The 16,855-nt window shown below is 73.8% G+C and carries 16 protein-coding genes; 6 read left to right on the forward strand and 10 right to left on the reverse strand.

From position 1 onward, the window contains the following. Window positions 1-7 precede the first annotated feature (7 nt). Complete coding sequence (locus ACL02T_RS14190) at window positions 8-1,393, forward strand: glycosyltransferase family 4 protein (RefSeq protein ID WP_412831161.1); 1,386 nt, start codon at window positions 8-10, stop codon at window positions 1,391-1,393. Between the two features lie 66 nt (window positions 1,394-1,459). Here the strand turns inward: ACL02T_RS14190 and ACL02T_RS14195 are convergent, their stop codons facing one another. The 7 genes from ACL02T_RS14195 to ACL02T_RS14225 all read right to left on the reverse strand — a co-directional run bounded on the left by ACL02T_RS14195 (window position 1,460) and on the right by ACL02T_RS14225 (window position 9,898). Beyond that, on the reverse strand, window positions 1,460-2,281 hold the full coding sequence (locus ACL02T_RS14195) for a glycoside hydrolase family 16 protein (RefSeq protein WP_412831162.1): 822 nt from the start codon (window positions 2,279-2,281) through the stop codon (window positions 1,460-1,462). Window positions 2,282-2,470: 189 nt separating this feature from the next. Next, window positions 2,471-3,736, reverse strand: coding sequence for a glycosyltransferase (locus tag ACL02T_RS14200; protein WP_412831163.1), 1,266 nt, complete (start codon window positions 3,734-3,736; stop codon window positions 2,471-2,473). Between the two features lie 58 nt (window positions 3,737-3,794). Beyond that, window positions 3,795-5,495, reverse strand: coding sequence for a choline dehydrogenase (locus tag ACL02T_RS14205; RefSeq protein WP_412831164.1), 1,701 nt, complete (start codon window positions 5,493-5,495; stop codon window positions 3,795-3,797). 132 nt (window positions 5,496-5,627) lie between these two features. Further along, window positions 5,628-6,002, reverse strand: coding sequence for a hypothetical protein (locus tag ACL02T_RS14210; protein WP_412831165.1), 375 nt, complete (start codon window positions 6,000-6,002; stop codon window positions 5,628-5,630). Continuing rightward, on the reverse strand, window positions 5,999-8,044 hold the full coding sequence (locus tag ACL02T_RS14215; RefSeq protein WP_412831166.1) for a hypothetical protein: 2,046 nt from the start codon (window positions 8,042-8,044) through the stop codon (window positions 5,999-6,001). The genes ACL02T_RS14210 and ACL02T_RS14215 overlap by 4 nt, the downstream gene beginning before the upstream one ends. After that, entirely contained in the window at window positions 8,041-8,418 is a 378-nt protein-coding gene (locus tag ACL02T_RS14220; protein WP_412831167.1) for a hypothetical protein, read from the reverse strand. The genes ACL02T_RS14215 and ACL02T_RS14220 overlap by 4 nt, the downstream gene beginning before the upstream one ends. Before the next feature lie 184 nt (window positions 8,419-8,602). Further along, on the reverse strand, window positions 8,603-9,898 hold the full coding sequence (locus ACL02T_RS14225) for a glycosyltransferase family 2 protein (RefSeq protein ID WP_412831168.1): 1,296 nt from the start codon (window positions 9,896-9,898) through the stop codon (window positions 8,603-8,605). A gap of 371 nt (window positions 9,899-10,269) precedes the next feature. Here ACL02T_RS14225 and ACL02T_RS14230 point away from each other — a divergent pair, with 371 nt between their 5' ends. From ACL02T_RS14230 to ACL02T_RS14250, 5 genes are all read left to right on the forward strand, one after another. Beyond that, window positions 10,270-11,163, forward strand: coding sequence for a glycosyltransferase family 2 protein (locus ACL02T_RS14230; RefSeq protein WP_412831169.1), 894 nt, complete (start codon window positions 10,270-10,272; stop codon window positions 11,161-11,163). Window positions 11,164-11,318: 155 nt separating this feature from the next. Continuing rightward, on the forward strand, window positions 11,319-12,008 hold the full coding sequence (locus tag ACL02T_RS14235) for an energy-coupling factor ABC transporter permease (protein ID WP_412831170.1): 690 nt from the start codon (window positions 11,319-11,321) through the stop codon (window positions 12,006-12,008). Next, window positions 12,005-12,382, forward strand: coding sequence for a PDGLE domain-containing protein (locus ACL02T_RS14240; protein WP_412831171.1), 378 nt, complete (start codon window positions 12,005-12,007; stop codon window positions 12,380-12,382). Before ACL02T_RS14235 ends, ACL02T_RS14240 begins: the two co-directional genes overlap by 4 nt. Before the next feature lies 1 nt (window position 12,383). After that, on the forward strand, window positions 12,384-13,148 hold the full coding sequence (gene cbiQ, locus ACL02T_RS14245; RefSeq protein ID WP_412831172.1) for a cobalt ECF transporter T component CbiQ: 765 nt from the start codon (window positions 12,384-12,386) through the stop codon (window positions 13,146-13,148). Next, complete coding sequence (locus ACL02T_RS14250) at window positions 13,145-13,921, forward strand: energy-coupling factor ABC transporter ATP-binding protein (RefSeq protein ID WP_412831173.1); 777 nt, start codon at window positions 13,145-13,147, stop codon at window positions 13,919-13,921. The genes cbiQ and ACL02T_RS14250 overlap by 4 nt, the downstream gene beginning before the upstream one ends. A 184-nt stretch (window positions 13,922-14,105) precedes the next feature. On the opposite strand, the gene ACL02T_RS14255 is transcribed toward ACL02T_RS14250, so the two are convergent. From ACL02T_RS14255 to ACL02T_RS14265, 3 genes are all read right to left on the reverse strand, one after another. Next, on the reverse strand, window positions 14,106-15,446 hold the full coding sequence (locus tag ACL02T_RS14255) for an SPFH domain-containing protein (RefSeq protein WP_412831174.1): 1,341 nt from the start codon (window positions 15,444-15,446) through the stop codon (window positions 14,106-14,108). An 11-nt stretch (window positions 15,447-15,457) separates the two neighbouring features. Beyond that, window positions 15,458-15,889: an NfeD family protein gene (locus ACL02T_RS14260; RefSeq protein ID WP_412831175.1), complete on the reverse strand. Its 432-nt coding sequence runs from the start codon at window positions 15,887-15,889 to the stop codon at window positions 15,458-15,460. A gap of 69 nt (window positions 15,890-15,958) precedes the next feature. Continuing rightward, a complete protein-coding gene (locus ACL02T_RS14265; RefSeq protein WP_412831176.1) occupies window positions 15,959-16,792 on the reverse strand; it encodes a DUF3097 domain-containing protein in 834 nt (277 codons plus the stop codon). Window positions 16,793-16,855 lie beyond the last annotated feature (63 nt).

A 16,855-nucleotide genomic window follows, 5' to 3' on the forward strand; every position in this document is an offset into this window, starting at 1 on the left:
CCCAGGAGTGAACGCGCACAGCGCTCCCCGCGCGAACCGCTGGCCCACGGACCGGCCGCTGCGCCTGCTCGTCGTCCTGCACAACCTGGACATCGGCGGCAGCCAGCGCAACTCGGTGGACCTGGCCGTGGGCGCCCGGGACCTGGGGCACGAGGTCGTGCTCGCCGGGCCGCCCGGCGTCCTCGAGGAGGTCCTCCGGGAGAAGGGGCTGCCGTTCGAGCCGATCGAGGAGCTCGTCCCGGACAACATCGCGCCCACCGCACGGGCCGCCTACAGGCGCCTCCGGGACCTGTCGCGGCGCGTGCGGCCGGACCTGATCCACGCCTACGAGCTCACCCCGTCGCTGCTCGCCTTCCTCGGGCCGCACCGCCTCGACGACGTGCCGATGACCATGACCATCAACAGCATGTCGGTGCCGGACTTCATGCCCGGCTCCGTCCCGCTGCAGGTCTGCGGCCCGCTGATCGCCATGGAGACCCGCGAGCGCAGCGGCTCCATCGGCGTGCTGGAGATCCCGACGGACACGGTCGGCCAGTACCCGGACTACCCCGGCGGCGACGCCTTCCGCGCCGAGCTCGGCATCGCGCCGGACGAGATCGCCGTCATCGCCGTGAGCCGGTTCGCCCGGGCGCTCAAGCAGGAGGGCCTGGAGACGGCCATCCGCGCGGCCGGGCGGATCCCGCCGCACCACCGGCTCCGCCTGGTCCTGGTCGGTGACGGGCCCGCCATGCCGGAGCTGCGTGCCCTGGCGGACGCGACGAACGCGCGCGCCGGCCGCGAGGTCGTCCTGTTGCCCGGGCTGCGCGTCGACCCGCGGCCGGCCTACGCCGCGGCCGACATCGCGCTCGGCATGGGCGGCTCGATCCTGCGCGCCATGGCCTTCGGCAAGCCCTGCATCGTGCAGGGCGAGCGCGGCTACTTCCAGATCCTCGACCGCGAGTCCGCCCGGCTGTTCCGCTGGCGCGGCTTCTACGGCATCGGCGGCGGCGGCACCGGCGAGGACACCCTGGTCCGCGAGCTGCGCACGCTGCTCGAGGACCAGGTGCGCCGCAAGGAGAACGCCGCGTTCGCCCTCGAGCTCGTGCGCCGGCACTACAGCCTGGAGCACGCGCTGCGGGTACAGATGGAGTGGTACCAGAAGGCCCTCACCGAGCACGTCCGGCCGAGTCGCGCCGAGGTGGCGCGCACGGTCGCCGCCGTGGGCGCCTGGTTCGCGAGCCGGGCCGCCGGGCGGGTCAAGCCGGACGCCTTCAACAGCTCGGAGCGCATCGCGCCCGGCATCGCCGGCCCGGTCCCGGACTGGTTCGACCCGGACATCGACACCGACACCGGCAGCATCGACATCGCCAACGCCAAGACGCTCAGGATGCCTGCGGTCCGGCCGCGCGGCTGAGGACCCCGGAACGACACCGGCCGGTGTCCCCACGACGGGGGCACCGGCCGGCGGGTGTCCCGCTACTCAGGCGTCGACCTTGTACTCCTTGATCCAGTCCACCTGCATCTCGGAGGGCTGCACGTCGCCCGGGTCGCCGTCCTCGGGGAACCAGTCGAGCTGGATGCACAGGTGCATCGGGCCCGGCGGCAGCGTGTCCTTGTCCTCGATGCGGTACCACTCGCGCCCGTCGAGGTAGCCGATCACGTGGTCGGGGGTCCACTCCACGGCCCAGTTGTGCCACTCGGTGGCGTCGACGTCCACGCTGTGCTCGATCTGCTTGTTGTCCTCGCCGTAGTGCAGGAACGAGTTCACGTTCTGCCGATCCCCCGAGGTCGCCTCCATGAAGTCGACCTCGCCGCCCTCGGGCCAGTTCTCCTCGTCCGGCCACAGCAGCAGCAGGGCGTGGTAGGTGGGGTCGCTCGCGGGCAGCTTCACCCGGCCCTCCCAGCGCCCGTACATCTGGCCCGGGTTGAGCGCGAGGCCGCCGGTGTTGCCCTCGGAGTCCCCCGTGATGGTGAGGATCCCGTCGCGGACGCTGATCGCGTCGGCCGTGCGGCGGCCGTTGCCGTCGTGTCCCCGGCCCCGGTAGATGTCCCACCCGGGCTGGCGGGGTCCGTCGAACTCGTCGACCCGGCTCGGCTCGCCCCAGCCGAGCAGGGTGGCCGCGCTGGTGTCGGCGCCCGCGCTCTCGGTCCGCGGGGAGGTGGGCGCGGGGGCCTCCGAGGCGGTGCCGCCACCCCCGGTGGTGCCCGAGTCCGACGACGGACGGCCGACGAGCACGGCGATCAGCGCGATCACGGCCACCACGGCGACGCCACCGAGGATCAGGCCGGTGCGGCGCGACATCCCACGCTCGGGGGGAGGCTCGTCACCGGACCCGGACGGTTCGATGGTGGGGGCACCGCCGCCACCGGATCCGGACGGTTCGGACACTGGGACTCCTCGGGCAGATCGGACGAGCTCAGAACGGACAAAGCGGACAGTCGGGAACTGTAGAGCACCCCCCGGACCGTCCCGTCGTCGAGTCCAACGACCTCACCGCTCGGACGTGACGTGGGAGTCCACGTTCGAGCGCAACGGGGAGAGGCGGGGCACCCGGCCGCCGACCCGACGGGTCGCCCGGCGGCCGCGGACGTACGCCGAGCCGCCGTCGACGATCCAGGCCAGCCGCTCCCCCAGGTTGCCCGCCGCCACGCCCTCGCCCGCCGTGGCCTCGCGCGTCCCGATCTGCCGGAACTGCGCGACCGCGGCCGGCAGCCGCCTGGCGGCCATCGCGCCCGCCCGCGGGTCGAGGGCGATCTTGGTGAGGAAGGCGCCGAGGCCCATCGAGTAGCCGCGCAGCTGGCGGCGCAGCTCCTCCGGCGACGACCGGTGGTGGTGCCAGACGAAGGCGCCCGGCTCGTAGCCGACCCGGTGCCCGGCCAGGACCAGCCGGACCATGAACTCGCAGTCCTCACCGCCACGGGTCGGGGCGCCCGCACCGAGGGCCTCGTCGAAGCCGCCCACCGCGCGCGCGACGTCGGCCCGCACCGCGAAGTTGGCGCCGATCCCGAACAGACCCGGCGAGAAGGGGAAGATCGCCGAGTCCGCGGGCGGGTCGGCCAGCGAGTAACGGCGTGCCGCGAAGCCCCGGTTCCACACCAGCGCACGCTCGGCGGCCAGCTCGTCCTCGGTCTCCAGCCGGGCGCCGATCACGGGACCGCTGAGGCAGGCCAGGTCCTGCTCGGAGGCGAACACGGCGGCGATGCGGCTCGCCCACCGCCGGTCCACCTCGGTGTCGTCGTCGGTGAAGGCGACCAGCCGGGTCACGGCCTCACGCAGCCCCCGGTTGCGGCCGACCGACAGGCCGCGGCGTCGCTCGCGGACGTACACCACCCCACGGTCCGCGAACTCCTCGGCGACCAGGCGGGTGCTCTCGTCCGGCGGGTCGTTGTCGACCACGATCACGGTGACGGCCGGGTGGTCCCCCGCGACGACGGCGGCGAGGCTGGTCCGCAGGCTCTCCGCCCGGTCCCGGGTCGCGATCACCACGGTCAGCGGTTCGACCGAGCGGGGCAGCGCGGGCGCCTCCTCCCCCGTGTCCGGGCCCAGCTGCGCCTCGATCGCGGCCCGGACCGTCGACGTCGTGGCGCGACCTCCGGTGAGGCCGACGGTGATCAACCCGCTGGGTGACCCACCCGTCGTGACCAGCAGCCGGGCGGCCAGGTAGCGGGGGTCCACCGACAGGTCCAGTGCGTCCGCGCCGTCCGTCCGCCGCTCGACCTGGCCGACCCAGGCCGGCGCCCGCCCCGGCAGCTCCATGCTTCTCCTTCGTGGTTCGTCGACGGTGCGCGTGCCCCTCGGGCCACGCCCGTACGGATCAGGCCGAGCCGGCCGGGGCGCCGACGCCCTCCGCGGCGGCGGGCCGGGCCTGCGTGACGACCTGCGGCCGGGCGAGGCGCACCGGCTCCAGCGGGGTGTTGCCGAGGATGACGTCCGACGCCTTCTCGGCCACCATCAGGGTCGGCGCGTAGGTCTGGGTGTTGGTCACCGTCGGGAAGATCGACGCGTCCACCACCCGGAGGCCCTCGAGACCGTGCACCCGCAGGCTGGCGGGATCCACGACGTCGTCGGCCGACCGCCCCATCCGGGCGCTGCCGGTGGGGTGCAACCCGGTCTGCGCGGTGTGCGAGATCCAGTCGAGGATCTCCTCGTCCGTCCGGAACTCCGGCCCGGGGACGACCTCGCCGCCGTCGACCCCGGAGAAGGCCGGCTGGGCCAGGATGTCGCGCGCGATCCGGATCGCCTTGACCCAGTCGTCGCGGTCCCGCTGGTTGTCCAGGTAGTTGAAGATGATCCGCGGCTGCACGGCCGGATCGGCCGAGCGGAGGGTGACACTGCCGCGGGAGCGCGCGGCCATCGTCCCGACGTGCACCTGGTAGCCGTGCCCCTCGACGATCCGCTTCTCGTCGAAGGCCATCGCCATCGGGGCGAACCCGACGATCACGTCGGGGAACTCCATGTCCTCGTTGCTGCGGATGAAGCCCGCGGCCTCGAACAGGTTGCTCCCGGCGGGTCCCCGGCCGGCGAGCCACTGCAGACCCATCTTCGGCCAGTTCTTCTTGTCCTTCATGTGCACCATGGAGATGGGCTCGGTGCACCGGTGCTGGACCTGCACGGCGAGGTGGTCCTCGAGGTTGTGCCCCACCCCGCGGAGGTCGTGCACCGGGGCGACGCCCACGGCCTCGAGCTCCTCGGCGCGGCCCACCCCCGACAGCTGCAGCAGCTGCGGGGTGTTGAAGGCGCCGCCGGACAGCACGACCTCCTTGGCCCGGACGATCTCCTCGCGGCCGCCGGCGGCCCGGAAGGTCACCCCGACCGCGCGGGTCCCGGAGAACACGACCTGCGTGGCGAGCGCGCGGGTGCGCACCTCGAGGTTCGGCCGCCCCAGGACCGGGTGCAGGTACGCCTGCGACGACGACTGCCGCCGGCCCCGCCGGATGTTGCGGTCGAAGGCCGCGAAGCCCTCCTGCACCGCGCCGTTGAGGTCGGCGGTGAGGTTGTACCCGGCCTGCTGCGCCGCCTCGAAGAACAGCGCGAACAGCGGGTGGTCCGCCGGGGCGCGCTGGACCGTCTGCAGCCCGCCGCGACCGCGGTACTCGTTGCCCCCGAAGGTCACCGAGTCCTCGATCTTCTTGAAGTACGGCAGCACGTGCGCGAAGTCCCAGGCCTGGTCTCCGACGACCGCGGCCCACTGGTCGAAGTTCGCCGGGTGCCCGCGCACGTAGGTCATGGCGTTGATCGAGCCGGAGCCGCCGAGCAGCTTGCCCCGGGGCAGGTCCATGCGGCGATTCTGCATGAACGGCTCGGGCTCGGAGACGTAGTGCCAGTTGTGGCTCCGGCTGGCGATCGCCAGCCCCATCGCCGCCGGCATGTGGGTGAAGACGTCCCAGAACGGGTCCGACTTGCCGGCCTCGAGCAGGAGCACCCGGTGTGCGGGATCGGCGCTGAGCCGGTTGGCCAGCACGCAGCCGGCGGCACCGCCGCCGACCACCACGAAGTCGTAGACCTTGTCCGACATGAGGTGTTGAGCCCTCCTCCTGGAACGCTGCGTGCCTGCCCCCCGCAGTGCGGCGGTCCGGGTCGGGGTCCGGACGGCCGAACGGCAGCGGCGGCCACGATATCGCGGTGAAATGCACGGCCCCGAGTCAGGTCAGGGCGCGCCTCCCGCGGCGGGTGCGTTCGGGTTCGTGTTGGGGTCGGCCGCGGGGGCGTTCGGGTCCGCGGGGGCGTTCGGGTCCGCGGGGGCGGGGGCGGGCTGTCGCGGCTCGTCCAGCGGCAGCCCGGTGACGGGGTCCGTGCGGGTCAGGACCGAGTGGAGGACCTGTTGCCCGCCCTGCACGGCGAGCAGCGTGACCACGACGGCGAGCATTCCCACCGAGGCGACGGTGAGCGCCCGCACGCGGGCGGGCGTGCGCCCGAGCCGCCCGCTGCTGCTCTCCACCGACCAGGCGCGGACACCGAGCACGACGAGCAGGCCGAGGAACGACAGCCACACCCACTTGTCGAACGCCGGGTCGAGGTTCATCCGGGCCTCCCGGCGCTGCCGTCCGGGAGCACCGGCACCCCGACCTTGCGCAGCACGTAGTCGTACGGGTCGTCCGGGCTCTGGTACCAGAAGTAGTACCCGCCCTGCTGGACCAGCGTGTTCGCGTAGTCCAGGGACCAGCCGTGCGGCTTGCCGTACAGGTACACGCCCTGGGCCTCGATCGACCCGAAGTTGACGATGACGTCCGGCGACACCGCCGCCGTGCAGCCGATCGGGTCGTCCGAGACGCCGATCCGGCCGCAGCCCGGCACCCCGCCGCCGCGGCCGAAGAGGGTGAGGCCCTCGATCGCGAACGGGCCGGGGTCGGAGACCGGGATGACGTTCTGGCCGGGGGGCGTCGTCGCGACGACGCTCCGGTACATCGCGGCGTCCTCGGGGTAGACGACCTGGTAGGAGTCGTTCCCCCCGCGGATGAGAACCAGCGTGCCGAACAGGGCGACCATCCCGACCGCCAGCACCGGGCGCATCCACGCCCGCTTGCGCACCGTCCAGCGCAGGAAGTCCGCGCCGAGGATCGTGAGGATCGGCAGACCGAACAGCAGGATCCGCAGGAAGCCCTCGCTGCCGTAGCCCTGCGCGGCGAAGCCCATCGGGACCAGGGCGAGCCCGATCGGCACGAGGTCCCGCCGGCGCCGCCAGTACACCCACGCACCCACCATGCCCAGCAGGTAGGAGAACCCGGCGACGAGCACGCGGCCGTACTTGCCGACGAGCTGCCCGGTGTCGCCGGTGAGCCGGTCGGCCACGCCCTCCTGGAGCGCGGCACCCGTGTCGCCCGCCCCGATGAACAGCGTGATCTGGTTGGTCCAGATGGGCCGCGCCGCGATCAGGATGAACAGGATCACGCCGACCATCCCGACGAGCACGAGCCCGCGACCCCGGTAGCGGCCGACCACGGCGAGCAGGAAGAGCTGGCCGAGGATCGCGAACGGGGTGAGCTGGTGCGCCGGGATCACGGCGAGGATGCACAGCGCCGCGCAGAAGTAGACGAGCAGCAACTGTCGCGGGGGCAGTGTCGGCCGGTTCGGCGGCGTCATGCCCGACACCAGCCAGCGGTGGAGCAGCGGCAGGCGCCGGGCGCCGCGGTGCGGGGCCGGCCACCCGGGCACGCCGCTCGGGTCCGTCCGGCGGGTGGCCAACGGCCCGAGGGCGAAGGTGAGCACCGTCAGCAGCAGGCAGATGCCGGTGGCCTGCGGCGAGAAGTAGTCCTGCTCGATCCAGTTCAGGCCGACGAACAGCCACGCCGCGGCCCACGGAGCGCGGGTGCCGCCCAGCATCGAGCGGGCCAGCGCGTAGATGCCGATCGCCCAGACCGTGACGACGGCGGGCGGGAACCACCGCAGCACCTCGTCGAGCTGGTCCGCGCCGCCGGCCTGGCGGAACCAGGCCCACTGGGCGAAGAAGGCGGGCCACGAGAACCGCGCGTCGAGACCCTGCGGCGGGACGCCGTTGGCGACCGCCACCGCGTCCACGAACCCGGCGATGGTCCAGGCGGTGCCGAACCGGGCGGCGGGCTGGACCACCGACGGCATGCCGGTGGAGCAGAGGATCAGCACGCCGGTGGCGAACCCCAGCATCGGGATGCGCGGCCGCCGGGCGTACAGCTCGGACAGGCAGGAGCCGATCGCGAAGAGCAGGGCCAGCCACCCGGGGAGGCCGAGCACCTTGGCCAGCCCCCAGCCGTCGAGCTCCGCGAGGTCGGTGGTGACGACCGCGAGCGGCAGCATGGCCAGGGCGAGCACGGCGAGGGCCGGGGCGAGCCAGCGATCGATCACCACCCGGTTCCGCTCGAGCCACGACGGCTCGGCGGGCGGGCCCGGCTCGGCCGACGTCCCCGGCCGCGGGACGACCGGCAGGGCCGTCGTGGGCGGGTCGGTCCCGTCCGGACCGTCCGCCGCGACCGGCCCGACGGGCCGCAGGACCTGGGTGGCCTCGGGGTCGGCACGCCGGGCCGTGCCGGCCGGCGCCGCGGGGGCCCCGTCGTTCGCGCTCCCCCCGCTGCGGGTGTCCTGTGTGGTCACTGGGCGACCACCGCGTGCCGGAGCAGGAACGGGATGCTGATGCCGGTGACGATGTAGAGCATCAGGTCGGGGTGCCACCACACGGCACTGACCATGACCTGGGCGGCCAGGAGGGTCGTCGCGATGCCGACGCCGACCGTCAGCAGCCACACGTGCGCCGCGGGCGCGCGACGGAGGAAGCCGGCTGCCGCCCAGCCCGGGCCCAGCAGCAGGAAGCCGATGGTGATGAAGAGGCGGACGTCGCCGACCACGCCGCCGGCCACGTCCAGCAGGCTCAGGGCGCAGGCCGCCACCCCGGCGACGACGAGCATCAGCGCGACACCGCGGCGCGCGGTGCGGGCGCGCGTCAGTTCCGCCGCGGAGGGCATGCTCACCGCGTCACTCCGTTCCTCCGCCGTTCCCGGTCCGTGGTGGACGGTCCGCGGTCGACACCGTTCCCCTGCTCGGCGCGGGGCGCGCCGGTGCGCGCAGGCCCCGCCACGCACCACCCGGCGCCCGACAAACCCCGGCGCCCGACAGGAGTATGCCGGGCGCCGGTGATCTGCAGGAGGCGCCCCCTCAGGAGGCCTCCTCCTCGAGGGCGTACCGCGCGTCGAGCGCCTCGCGCTGCGCTGCCGCCCGCGGGGACGCGGGACGCTCGCCCGCCGAACGGTTGCCCGGGCGCGGCGAGGGGCGGGGCGGGGGCGTCGCCGTGGTCGCGGGCGCGGCCGGCGCGATCACCTCGACCGGCTCGGAGGTCGGGGGGACCGGCAGCGTGTCAGCGGTCGCGGGGCCCCGGCCGTTCGCGTGCCCGTTGCCGTGTCCGTTGCGGACGGCGTGGCCGTTCTGCCCGGCGTCCTCGCCGGCACCGTTCGGGCCCGGGTGGCCGTGGAGCACACCGGAACCGTTCCGGCCGCCGAAGCCGTTCTGCCCGTGACCCGCGTACGCGGGACCGTTGACCGGGAGGGCACCGTCGAGCGACGTGCCGTAGCGCGCCGCCGCCGGGGCGGTCGGGGCCGCCGGGGCCGCCGGGGGCGTGGGAGCCGCCACCGCCGGTGGCTCCGCACGATGCTGGTGGACGGCCCGCCGGCGCTCGGCGGCGAGGGTGCGCAGGACCCGGGTGCCGTCGGCGAAGGTCCGCAGGTTGGTGTCGCCGAAGAGGCGCTCGCGCTCGTAGGAGGGCACCTCGGTGACCCGCAGGCCGGCCGCGGCCACCCGGCAGGCGAGGACCGTCTCGATCTCGAAGCCGTCGCCCCAGAGCATCGACCCGTCGTCCGGTGCGGGAGCGTCCACCGCCGGCAGTTCCAGCAGGGGCAACAGGTCGGCCCAGAAGGCGTTGTAGCCGTAGCAGAGATCCGAGTGCCGGGTGCCGAACAGCACGTTGGCGACGCCGTTGAGGCCGGCGTTGCCGGTCCGGCGCAGGAGCGTGATGTCGTCGCTGCCGCCGCCGCGGGTGAAGCGGCTGCCCTTGGCGAAGTCGGCGCCGGCCTTCAGAGCCGCGACGAACGCCGGGATCTCGGCCGGGTCGGCCGAGCCGTCCGCGTCGAACATCACGACGATGTCGCCGGTGGCGGCGGCGAACCCGCACGCCATCGCGTTGCCCTTGCCCTTGCGCGTCTGCTCCACGACGCGGACCCACGGCAGCACGCGCCGCGCGGTCTCGACGGTGCCGTCGACGGAGTTGCCGTCGACGACGATCACCTCGTGGACCGCGGGCCGCACGGCCGCGATGGCCGGCAGCACCACCTGCAGGTTGCGGGCCTCGTTCCGGGTGGGCACCACCACGGACACGGTCGGATCCTCGGTGCGTCGAACCCTGCGCAGCTCGCTCAGCCGATCGGCCGGCCGGTCGCTGGGCCCGTCACTGCGCTGCATCGCAGTCTCCCCCTCGTCGCACGTCCTGGGTTGTCACGCCGCTGTGTCGGCGCCCGACTCCTGCAGGTCGAGATGTCACCCGGTGCTTCGTCATCGCTTCGCTTATCTGTCGGCATCGTCGATGCGTTACGTGACGGGGCGTTCCCCCGACCGCGCGCACACGCCCCGCGCCGCCCCCCGTTCGTGTCCTGGGCCGCCGCGCTCCGCAACATTCCGCGGGCCCGAGCCTGCTCCGGTTCACGGCCCGAACCTTACGGACGGTGCGAACACGCCGCCGACCGGGGCCCGTCCGGGGTGCTCGGTAGAGTGCCCGCCATGGTCACCACGGACCGCCGCGCGCACGCGGCGGAGCAGCGGGAACCGGGCGCCCGGTGACCGCGGCCGGCTTCCCGGGCGGCTACCAGGCCACCGTCTCCGTGGTCGCGGCCGTCACGGACGGCGAGCGTCACCTCGCCGAGACGATCGGCTCGGTGCTGGAGCAGACCGAGCCCGAGTTCGAGCTCGTGCTCCTCGACAACGGGAGCACCGACGCGACCCACGAGATCATGCGGTCCTTCGCCGACCCCCGCGTCCGGGTCGAGCGCACGGCCGAACGGCTCCCGCGCGCCGAGGCCCGCAACCGCGCGATCTGGCTGGGCCGCGCACCGCTGGTGAAGACCGTCACGGACGGCGACGTCCTCCACCCCCGCTGTCTCGAGCTGCAGGCCCAGCCGCTGCTCGACGATCCGGGCCTCACGCTCGTCGCAGCCCGCCGGCACGTCGTCGACGACAAGAGCCGGGTCCTGGTCCCCCGCCGGGGGCTGAACGGGCTGATCGGCACCCGCAGCGGGGACGAGGTCGCCCGCAAGATCGTCCGCAGCCGGAGCAACCTCGTCGGCGACGCGTGCAACGTCACCTTCCGCCGGGAGAGCTTCGCGGCGGCCGGTGGCTGGCGCGGCCGCCGGGACGAGCTGCTCGACCTGGACTGCTGGCTGCGCCTGCTGCACCACGGCGACTTCCTCGGCAGGCCCGAGCCGCTCGCCGCCGTGCGCATCACGGGTTCGCCGCGGCAGCCGGGCTATGCCGAGCGGGTGCGCGGCGAGCACACGGCGATCGTCGCCGAGCTCGGCGACTCCCCGGCCTACGAGGTCCGTGCGGTCGACCGGCTGCTCGGTGCGGCCCTCGCCCCGGTGGGCGCGATGCGGCGGGCGGGGCTGGCGATGCTGGCGGGGCGCTCGGCGAAGCGCGACGAGCGGGAGCGGGAGCGGGCCCTCGCCGTGGGCTGATCGACGGGCCTCGGGCCTCTCCGATCGGAGGGTCGCCCACCGCGCTCCCGCACATTGTTTGCGATTGCCACGCGAACGCGTTGAGATGGGTGCGCGCCGCGTCCCCGGCGCACCCCTCGAATCCGGGAGGCCGCCCAATGGTCGCCGCCATGCACATGAGCGACGGACTGGTGAACGCACCGACCGCGCTCCTCTTCGGGGCCGTGGCCGTCGTCGGCCTCGTCCTGTGTCTGATCCGCGCCCGCGCGGACCTCGACGAACGCACCGCACCGATGGCCGGCCTCGTCACGGCGTTCGTCTTCGCCGTGCAGATGATCAACTTCCCGATCCTCCCGGGGGCGAGCGGGCACCTGCTCGGCGGCGCCCTCGTCGCGATCCTCGTCGGGCCGTGGGTGGGCGCGGTGTGCATCGCCATCGTGCTGCTCGTGCAGGCACTGCTGTTCGCCGACGGCGGGCTCACCGCGCTCGGCACCAACATCACCAACATGGCGCTCATCGGTGTGTTCACCGGGTACGGGGTGGCCGTGCTGCTGCGCCGGTTCGCCCGGAGCAGCCGCGGCGGGCTGATCGCGACGGCCTTCGTCGCCGCGTTCGCCAACACCGTGATCGCCTCGCTGGGCTTCGTCCTCCAGTACGCGATCGGCGGCAGCGGCGGGGCGTCGCTCGGCACCGTGTTCGTGCTGATGGTCGGCCTGCACGCACTGATCGGCGTGGGCGAGGGCGTGATCACCGCGGCGACCGTCGGCGCCGTCGCCGCCGCCCGGCCGGACCTCGTGTACCTGCTGCGGGGGACGGGGACGCCGCTGGTCCGCAGGTCGGCCCCGACGGCCGGGGGTGCGGCGTGAACGGGCGGCGTGGGTTCCTCCTCGGCTTCCTGGCGGTCGCCCTGCTCGTCGCCGGCGTGCTCTCCTCCTTCGCCAGCTCGAGCCCCGACGGGCTGGACACGGTCGCGCTGCACGGTTGCGAGGTCACCGGGACCGGGGCCGGCGAGCAGCTCGACGGCACGTGCATCGCGCAGCACGCCGGCGAGCACGCGACGGCCGGGTCGCCGTTGGCCGACTACTCGGTGTCCGGCGGCGACGGCACGGTCGGGATCGCGGGTGTCGTGGGTGTGCTCGTCACCCTCGGGGTCGCGGGCGGGTTGTTCTGGCTGCTGGGCCGACGGACGGCGGCGCGCTCGGCCGGCTCGGCCCGGTCCTCCGGCTCGGGGGACGACTGAGATGGGCGCGGGCCACGCGCATCCGCTGCACCTGCACCGGGACTCCCCCGTCCACCGCCTGCCCCCGCAGGTGAAGATCGTCGCCGCCTTCCTCGGCGTCGTGTGCGTGGTCGCCACCCCGCGCGAGGCCTTCCCCGTGTTCGCGGGCTACCTGGTGCTCCTCCTCGGCGTCTGGGTCGCGGCCGGGATCCCGGTCGGCTGGATCCTGCGCCGCTCGGTGATCGAGCTCCCGTTCGTGGTGCTGGCCGTGCTGCTGCCGGTCACCGGGCCGGACCCGCGGATCGAGTGGCTGGGGCTCTCCCTCTCCGAGACCGGCCTGCTCGGGGCGTGGAACATCCTGGTCAAGGGCACGCTCGGGGTCCTCACCTCGCTGACCCTCGCGGCGACCACACCGATGCGGGACCTGCTGGTAGGGCTCCAGCGCCTGCACGCCCCGGCGATGGTCACCACGATCGCCACGCTCATGCTGCGCTACGTCGACGTCATCGCCGCCGAGGCACGGCGGATGCGGCTGGCCCGCATCGCCCGCGGGCACGACCCGCGGTTCCTCTGGCAGGTGGGGGCCACGGCCCGCGGCGTCGGCGCGCTGTTCATCCGCTCCTACGAGCGGGGCGAGCGGGTGCACCTGGCGATGCTGTCCCGCGGCTGGACCGGGGCCATGCCGGTCCTCACCGAGAACCGCACGACCCGCCGGGACTGGGTCGCCGGGCTGACTCCGGTCGCCGCCGCCGCGGCGCTCGCCGTGACCGGATGGGTGATCGCATGACCCTCCCCGAACGGCTGCGTGGCGCCGACGACGCGGCCCGCACCCCGCCGTCCCTGCTCGTGCGCGATCTGCTGTACGCCTACCCGGACGGCCACCAGGCGTTGCACGGCGTGGACCTGCGGATCGAGCCGGGCGAGCGGGTCGCGCTGCTCGGCCCCAACGGCGCGGGCAAGACCACGCTGGTGCTGCACCTCAACGGGATCCTCACCCCCGGCGAGGGTGCCGTGGAGGTCGCCGGGCTACCCGTGACCAGACACCACGTGCAGGAGATCCGCCGCCGCGTCGGGATCGTCTTCCAGGACCCCGACGACCAGCTGTTCATGCCGTCCGTCCGCGAGGACGTCGCCTTCGGCCCGGCCAACTTCGGGCTGAGCGGACCGGCACTGGTCGAGCGGGTCGACGGGGCGCTGGCGGCGGTCGGGATGTCCGGGCTCGCCGACCGTTCCCCGCTGCACCTGTCCGGCGGGCAGCGGCGCCGGGTCGCGCTGGCCACGGTGCTGGCCTGCGATCCCGAGATCCTGGTGCTCGACGAGCCGTCGTCGAACCTCGATCCGGTGGCCCGCCGCGAGCTCGCGGAGGTGCTCCTCGGGCTGGGCCGGACCATGCTGATGGTCACCCACGACCTGCCCTACGCCCTGCAGCTCTGCCCCCGCAGCGTGATCCTGGACGACGGCGTGGTCGTGGCCGACGGGCCCACCCGCGAGCTGCTCGGCGACCGCGCCCTCCTGGAGCGGCACCGCCTGGAGCTCCCCTACGGCTTCACGCTGACCTGATCGCGGTCGGGAACCACCGAGGCAACTGCCACGCAACTCTCGAGCGGGCGTCGTCGCGTCGTGGAACCGCACTGCGCACGTCCACCAGCCCACCGCGCAGTGCGGTTCCACAGTGCGATCCAGCAGTGCGATCCAGCAGTGCGATCCAGCAGTGCGATCCAGCAGTGCGATCCAGCGGGTCGGGTCAGCGGGGCGGGGCCTCCTCGTGCCAGTCACCGCGGGCCGGGACGCCGTTGGGCGCCACGCCCGCGTCGGCGCCCCGCGAGCCCGTGTCGACCCTGCCCTGCCCGGTGTCGACCCTGCCCTGCCCGGTGTCGACCCTGCCCTGGCCGGTGTCGACGCTGCCCTGCCCGGTGTCGACGTCGCCCGGGCCCAGCGCGGCCGGCCCGCGGTGCGCGGCCGCCTCGCCGATCGGCGGCACCTCCTGGGTGGCCTCGGCCGTCGCCGCCGCCACCTGCCGCGCGATCTCCGGGTCGCCGGTCGTGTCGAACCAGTTCCGGACGGACTCCTCGTCCTCCTCGGGAACCGAGCGCACGCCGTCGTCGGGCGAGGGGGCGTACTTGAAGACCCCGTCCTCGCCGGGCGCGCCGAGCATCTTGGTGAAGCCCTCGAGCGCCTTGCCGAAGTCCGACGGCACCAGCCAGACCTTGCTCGCCTCGCCCTTGGCCATCTCGGGCAGGGTCTGCAGGTACTGGTAGGCCAGCAGCTCGGGCGTCGGCCGCCCCGCCTTGATCGCCGCGAAGCGCTTCTCGATCGCCTTCGCCTCACCCTGCGCCCGCAGGTACTGCGACGCCCGGTCACCCTGGGCCCGCAGGATCTGCGACTGCCGCTCGGCCTCGGCGTTGAGGATCGCCGCCTGCTTGGCCCCCTCCGCGGTGAGGATCTGGGCCTGCTTCTGGCCCTCGGCGCTGCGGATCGCCGACTCGCGTTGGCCCTCGGCGGTGAGGATGGTGGCCCGCTTCTCGCGGTCCGCCTTCATCTGCCGCTCCATCGACTCCTGGATCGACGGCGGCGGGTCGATGGCCTTGATCTCCACCCGCTCGACGCGGATGCCCCACCGACCGGTCGCGTCGTCGAGCTCACCGCGCAGCACCGTGTTGATCTGGTCGCGGGAGGTCAGCGTCTCCTCCAGCGTCATGCCACCGACGACGTTGCGCAGCGTGGTCGTGGTGATCTGCTCGACGCCGGTGATGTAGTTCGAGATCTCGTAGACCGCGGACTTCGGGTCCGTGACCCGGAAGTAGACGACCGTGTCGATGTTCACCGTCAGGTTGTCCTGCGTGATCACCGGCTGCGGCGGGAAGGACACGACCTGCTCACGCAGGTCGATCCGCTCCCGGACCCGGTCGACGAACGGCACCAGGAACGCCAGCCCGGGGTCCTGCGTGGTCTTGTACCGGCCCAGCCGCTCGATCACCGCGGCCGTGGCCTGCGGGATGATCAGCACCGCCTTGACGAGCGCGACGATCACGAACAGCACGATCACCACGATCACGACGAGCAGTCCGACGTTCACCGTCTCCATACCCCTTCCCCTTACTCGGCGAGCACGAGCACGGTGGCGCCCTCGATGCGCACCACCGTGACCCGTTCGCCGGGCTCCATGACCTGCTCGCCGTCGAAGGCGCGGGCCGACCACTCGTCCGGCCCGATCCGCACCCGGCCGCCGTGCCCGTCGACCCGCCGGGACACCACGGCGGTCCCCCCGACGATCCGGTCGGTGTGGTGCACGTAGCCCTCGATCGACGTCTGCGCCTTGCGCCGCAGCACCGGCCGCACCCCCGCGAGGAGCAGCACCGAGGCGATCGCGAACAGCAGCGTGCTGCCCAGCCAGCCGAGGCCGAACAACGCCGAGCCACCCGCCGCGACGAGTGCCCCGCCGCCCAGCATCAGCAGCACGAACTCGCCCGCCAGCATCTCGCCGGCGAGCAGGGCGATCCCGGCGATCAACCAGATCAGCGGAACCATGACCCCAGGATGGCAGAGATCACCGACCGTCGTGGCCGAAACGATCATTTCGGTCGCACAACGGTCCCGTCAGCCCTCCTGGGTGACGAAGTCGATCAACTGCTCGACGGCGCCGATCAGCGAGGAGTCCAGGTCGCGGAAGGACCTCACGGCGCCGAGCACCCGGCGCGCGCCGTCGGCGGGCTCGCCCCAGCGCAGCGCGCGGCACACACCGGTCTTCCAGTCGGTGCCGCGCGGGATCGTCGGCCACGCCCGGATCCCGACCGCCGCCGGCCTGACGGCCTCCCACACGTCGACGAACGGATGGCCGGTCACCAGGACGTTCGGTGCGGCGGCCAGATCGTTCATCACGGACGCGGCCTGCCGGGTCTCCATGCTGCCCGCGACGAGGTGGTCGACCAGGATCCCGAGCCTGCGGTGCGGCGCGGGACCGAACTCGCGGACCGCGGCGGCGAGGTCGTGCACCCCGTGCAGCGGCTCGACGACGATGCCCTCGACCCGCAGGTCGTGGCCCCACACGGTCTCGAGCAGGGCGGCGTCGTGGATGCCCTCGACCCAGATCCGGGCCGCCCGGGCGGTGCGCGCCGTGAGGTTCTCCACCCGCACCGATCCCGACGCGGAGCGGGCGGGGCCCTTCGGCGCGGCGGCGGGCTTCACGAGGGTGGCCGGGCGACCTTCGTACAGGAAGGCGGCGGGCCGCAGCGGGAACACGCGGCGCGCGCCGAACCGGTCCTCGAGGGTGACCTCGCGGGTGTCGACGCGCACCACCGCGCCGCAGAAGCCGGTCGCGGGGTCCTCCACCACGAGCCCGGGCTCGGCGGGGACCTCCGGGATCTCCTTGCGCGAGCGGATGCGGGTCCCGTCGGCGCCGAACGCGCCGCGGTAGTCGTGCGTGCGGGACATGTCCGCGTTGTATCCCAGGGCCCACGCGGGGTCGCCGCCGACACGCGGAGGTGGCCCCCGAAG

Source organism: Pseudonocardia oceanicola (assembly GCF_047200735.1).
GTDB lineage: Bacteria > Actinomycetota > Actinomycetes > Mycobacteriales > Pseudonocardiaceae > Pseudonocardia.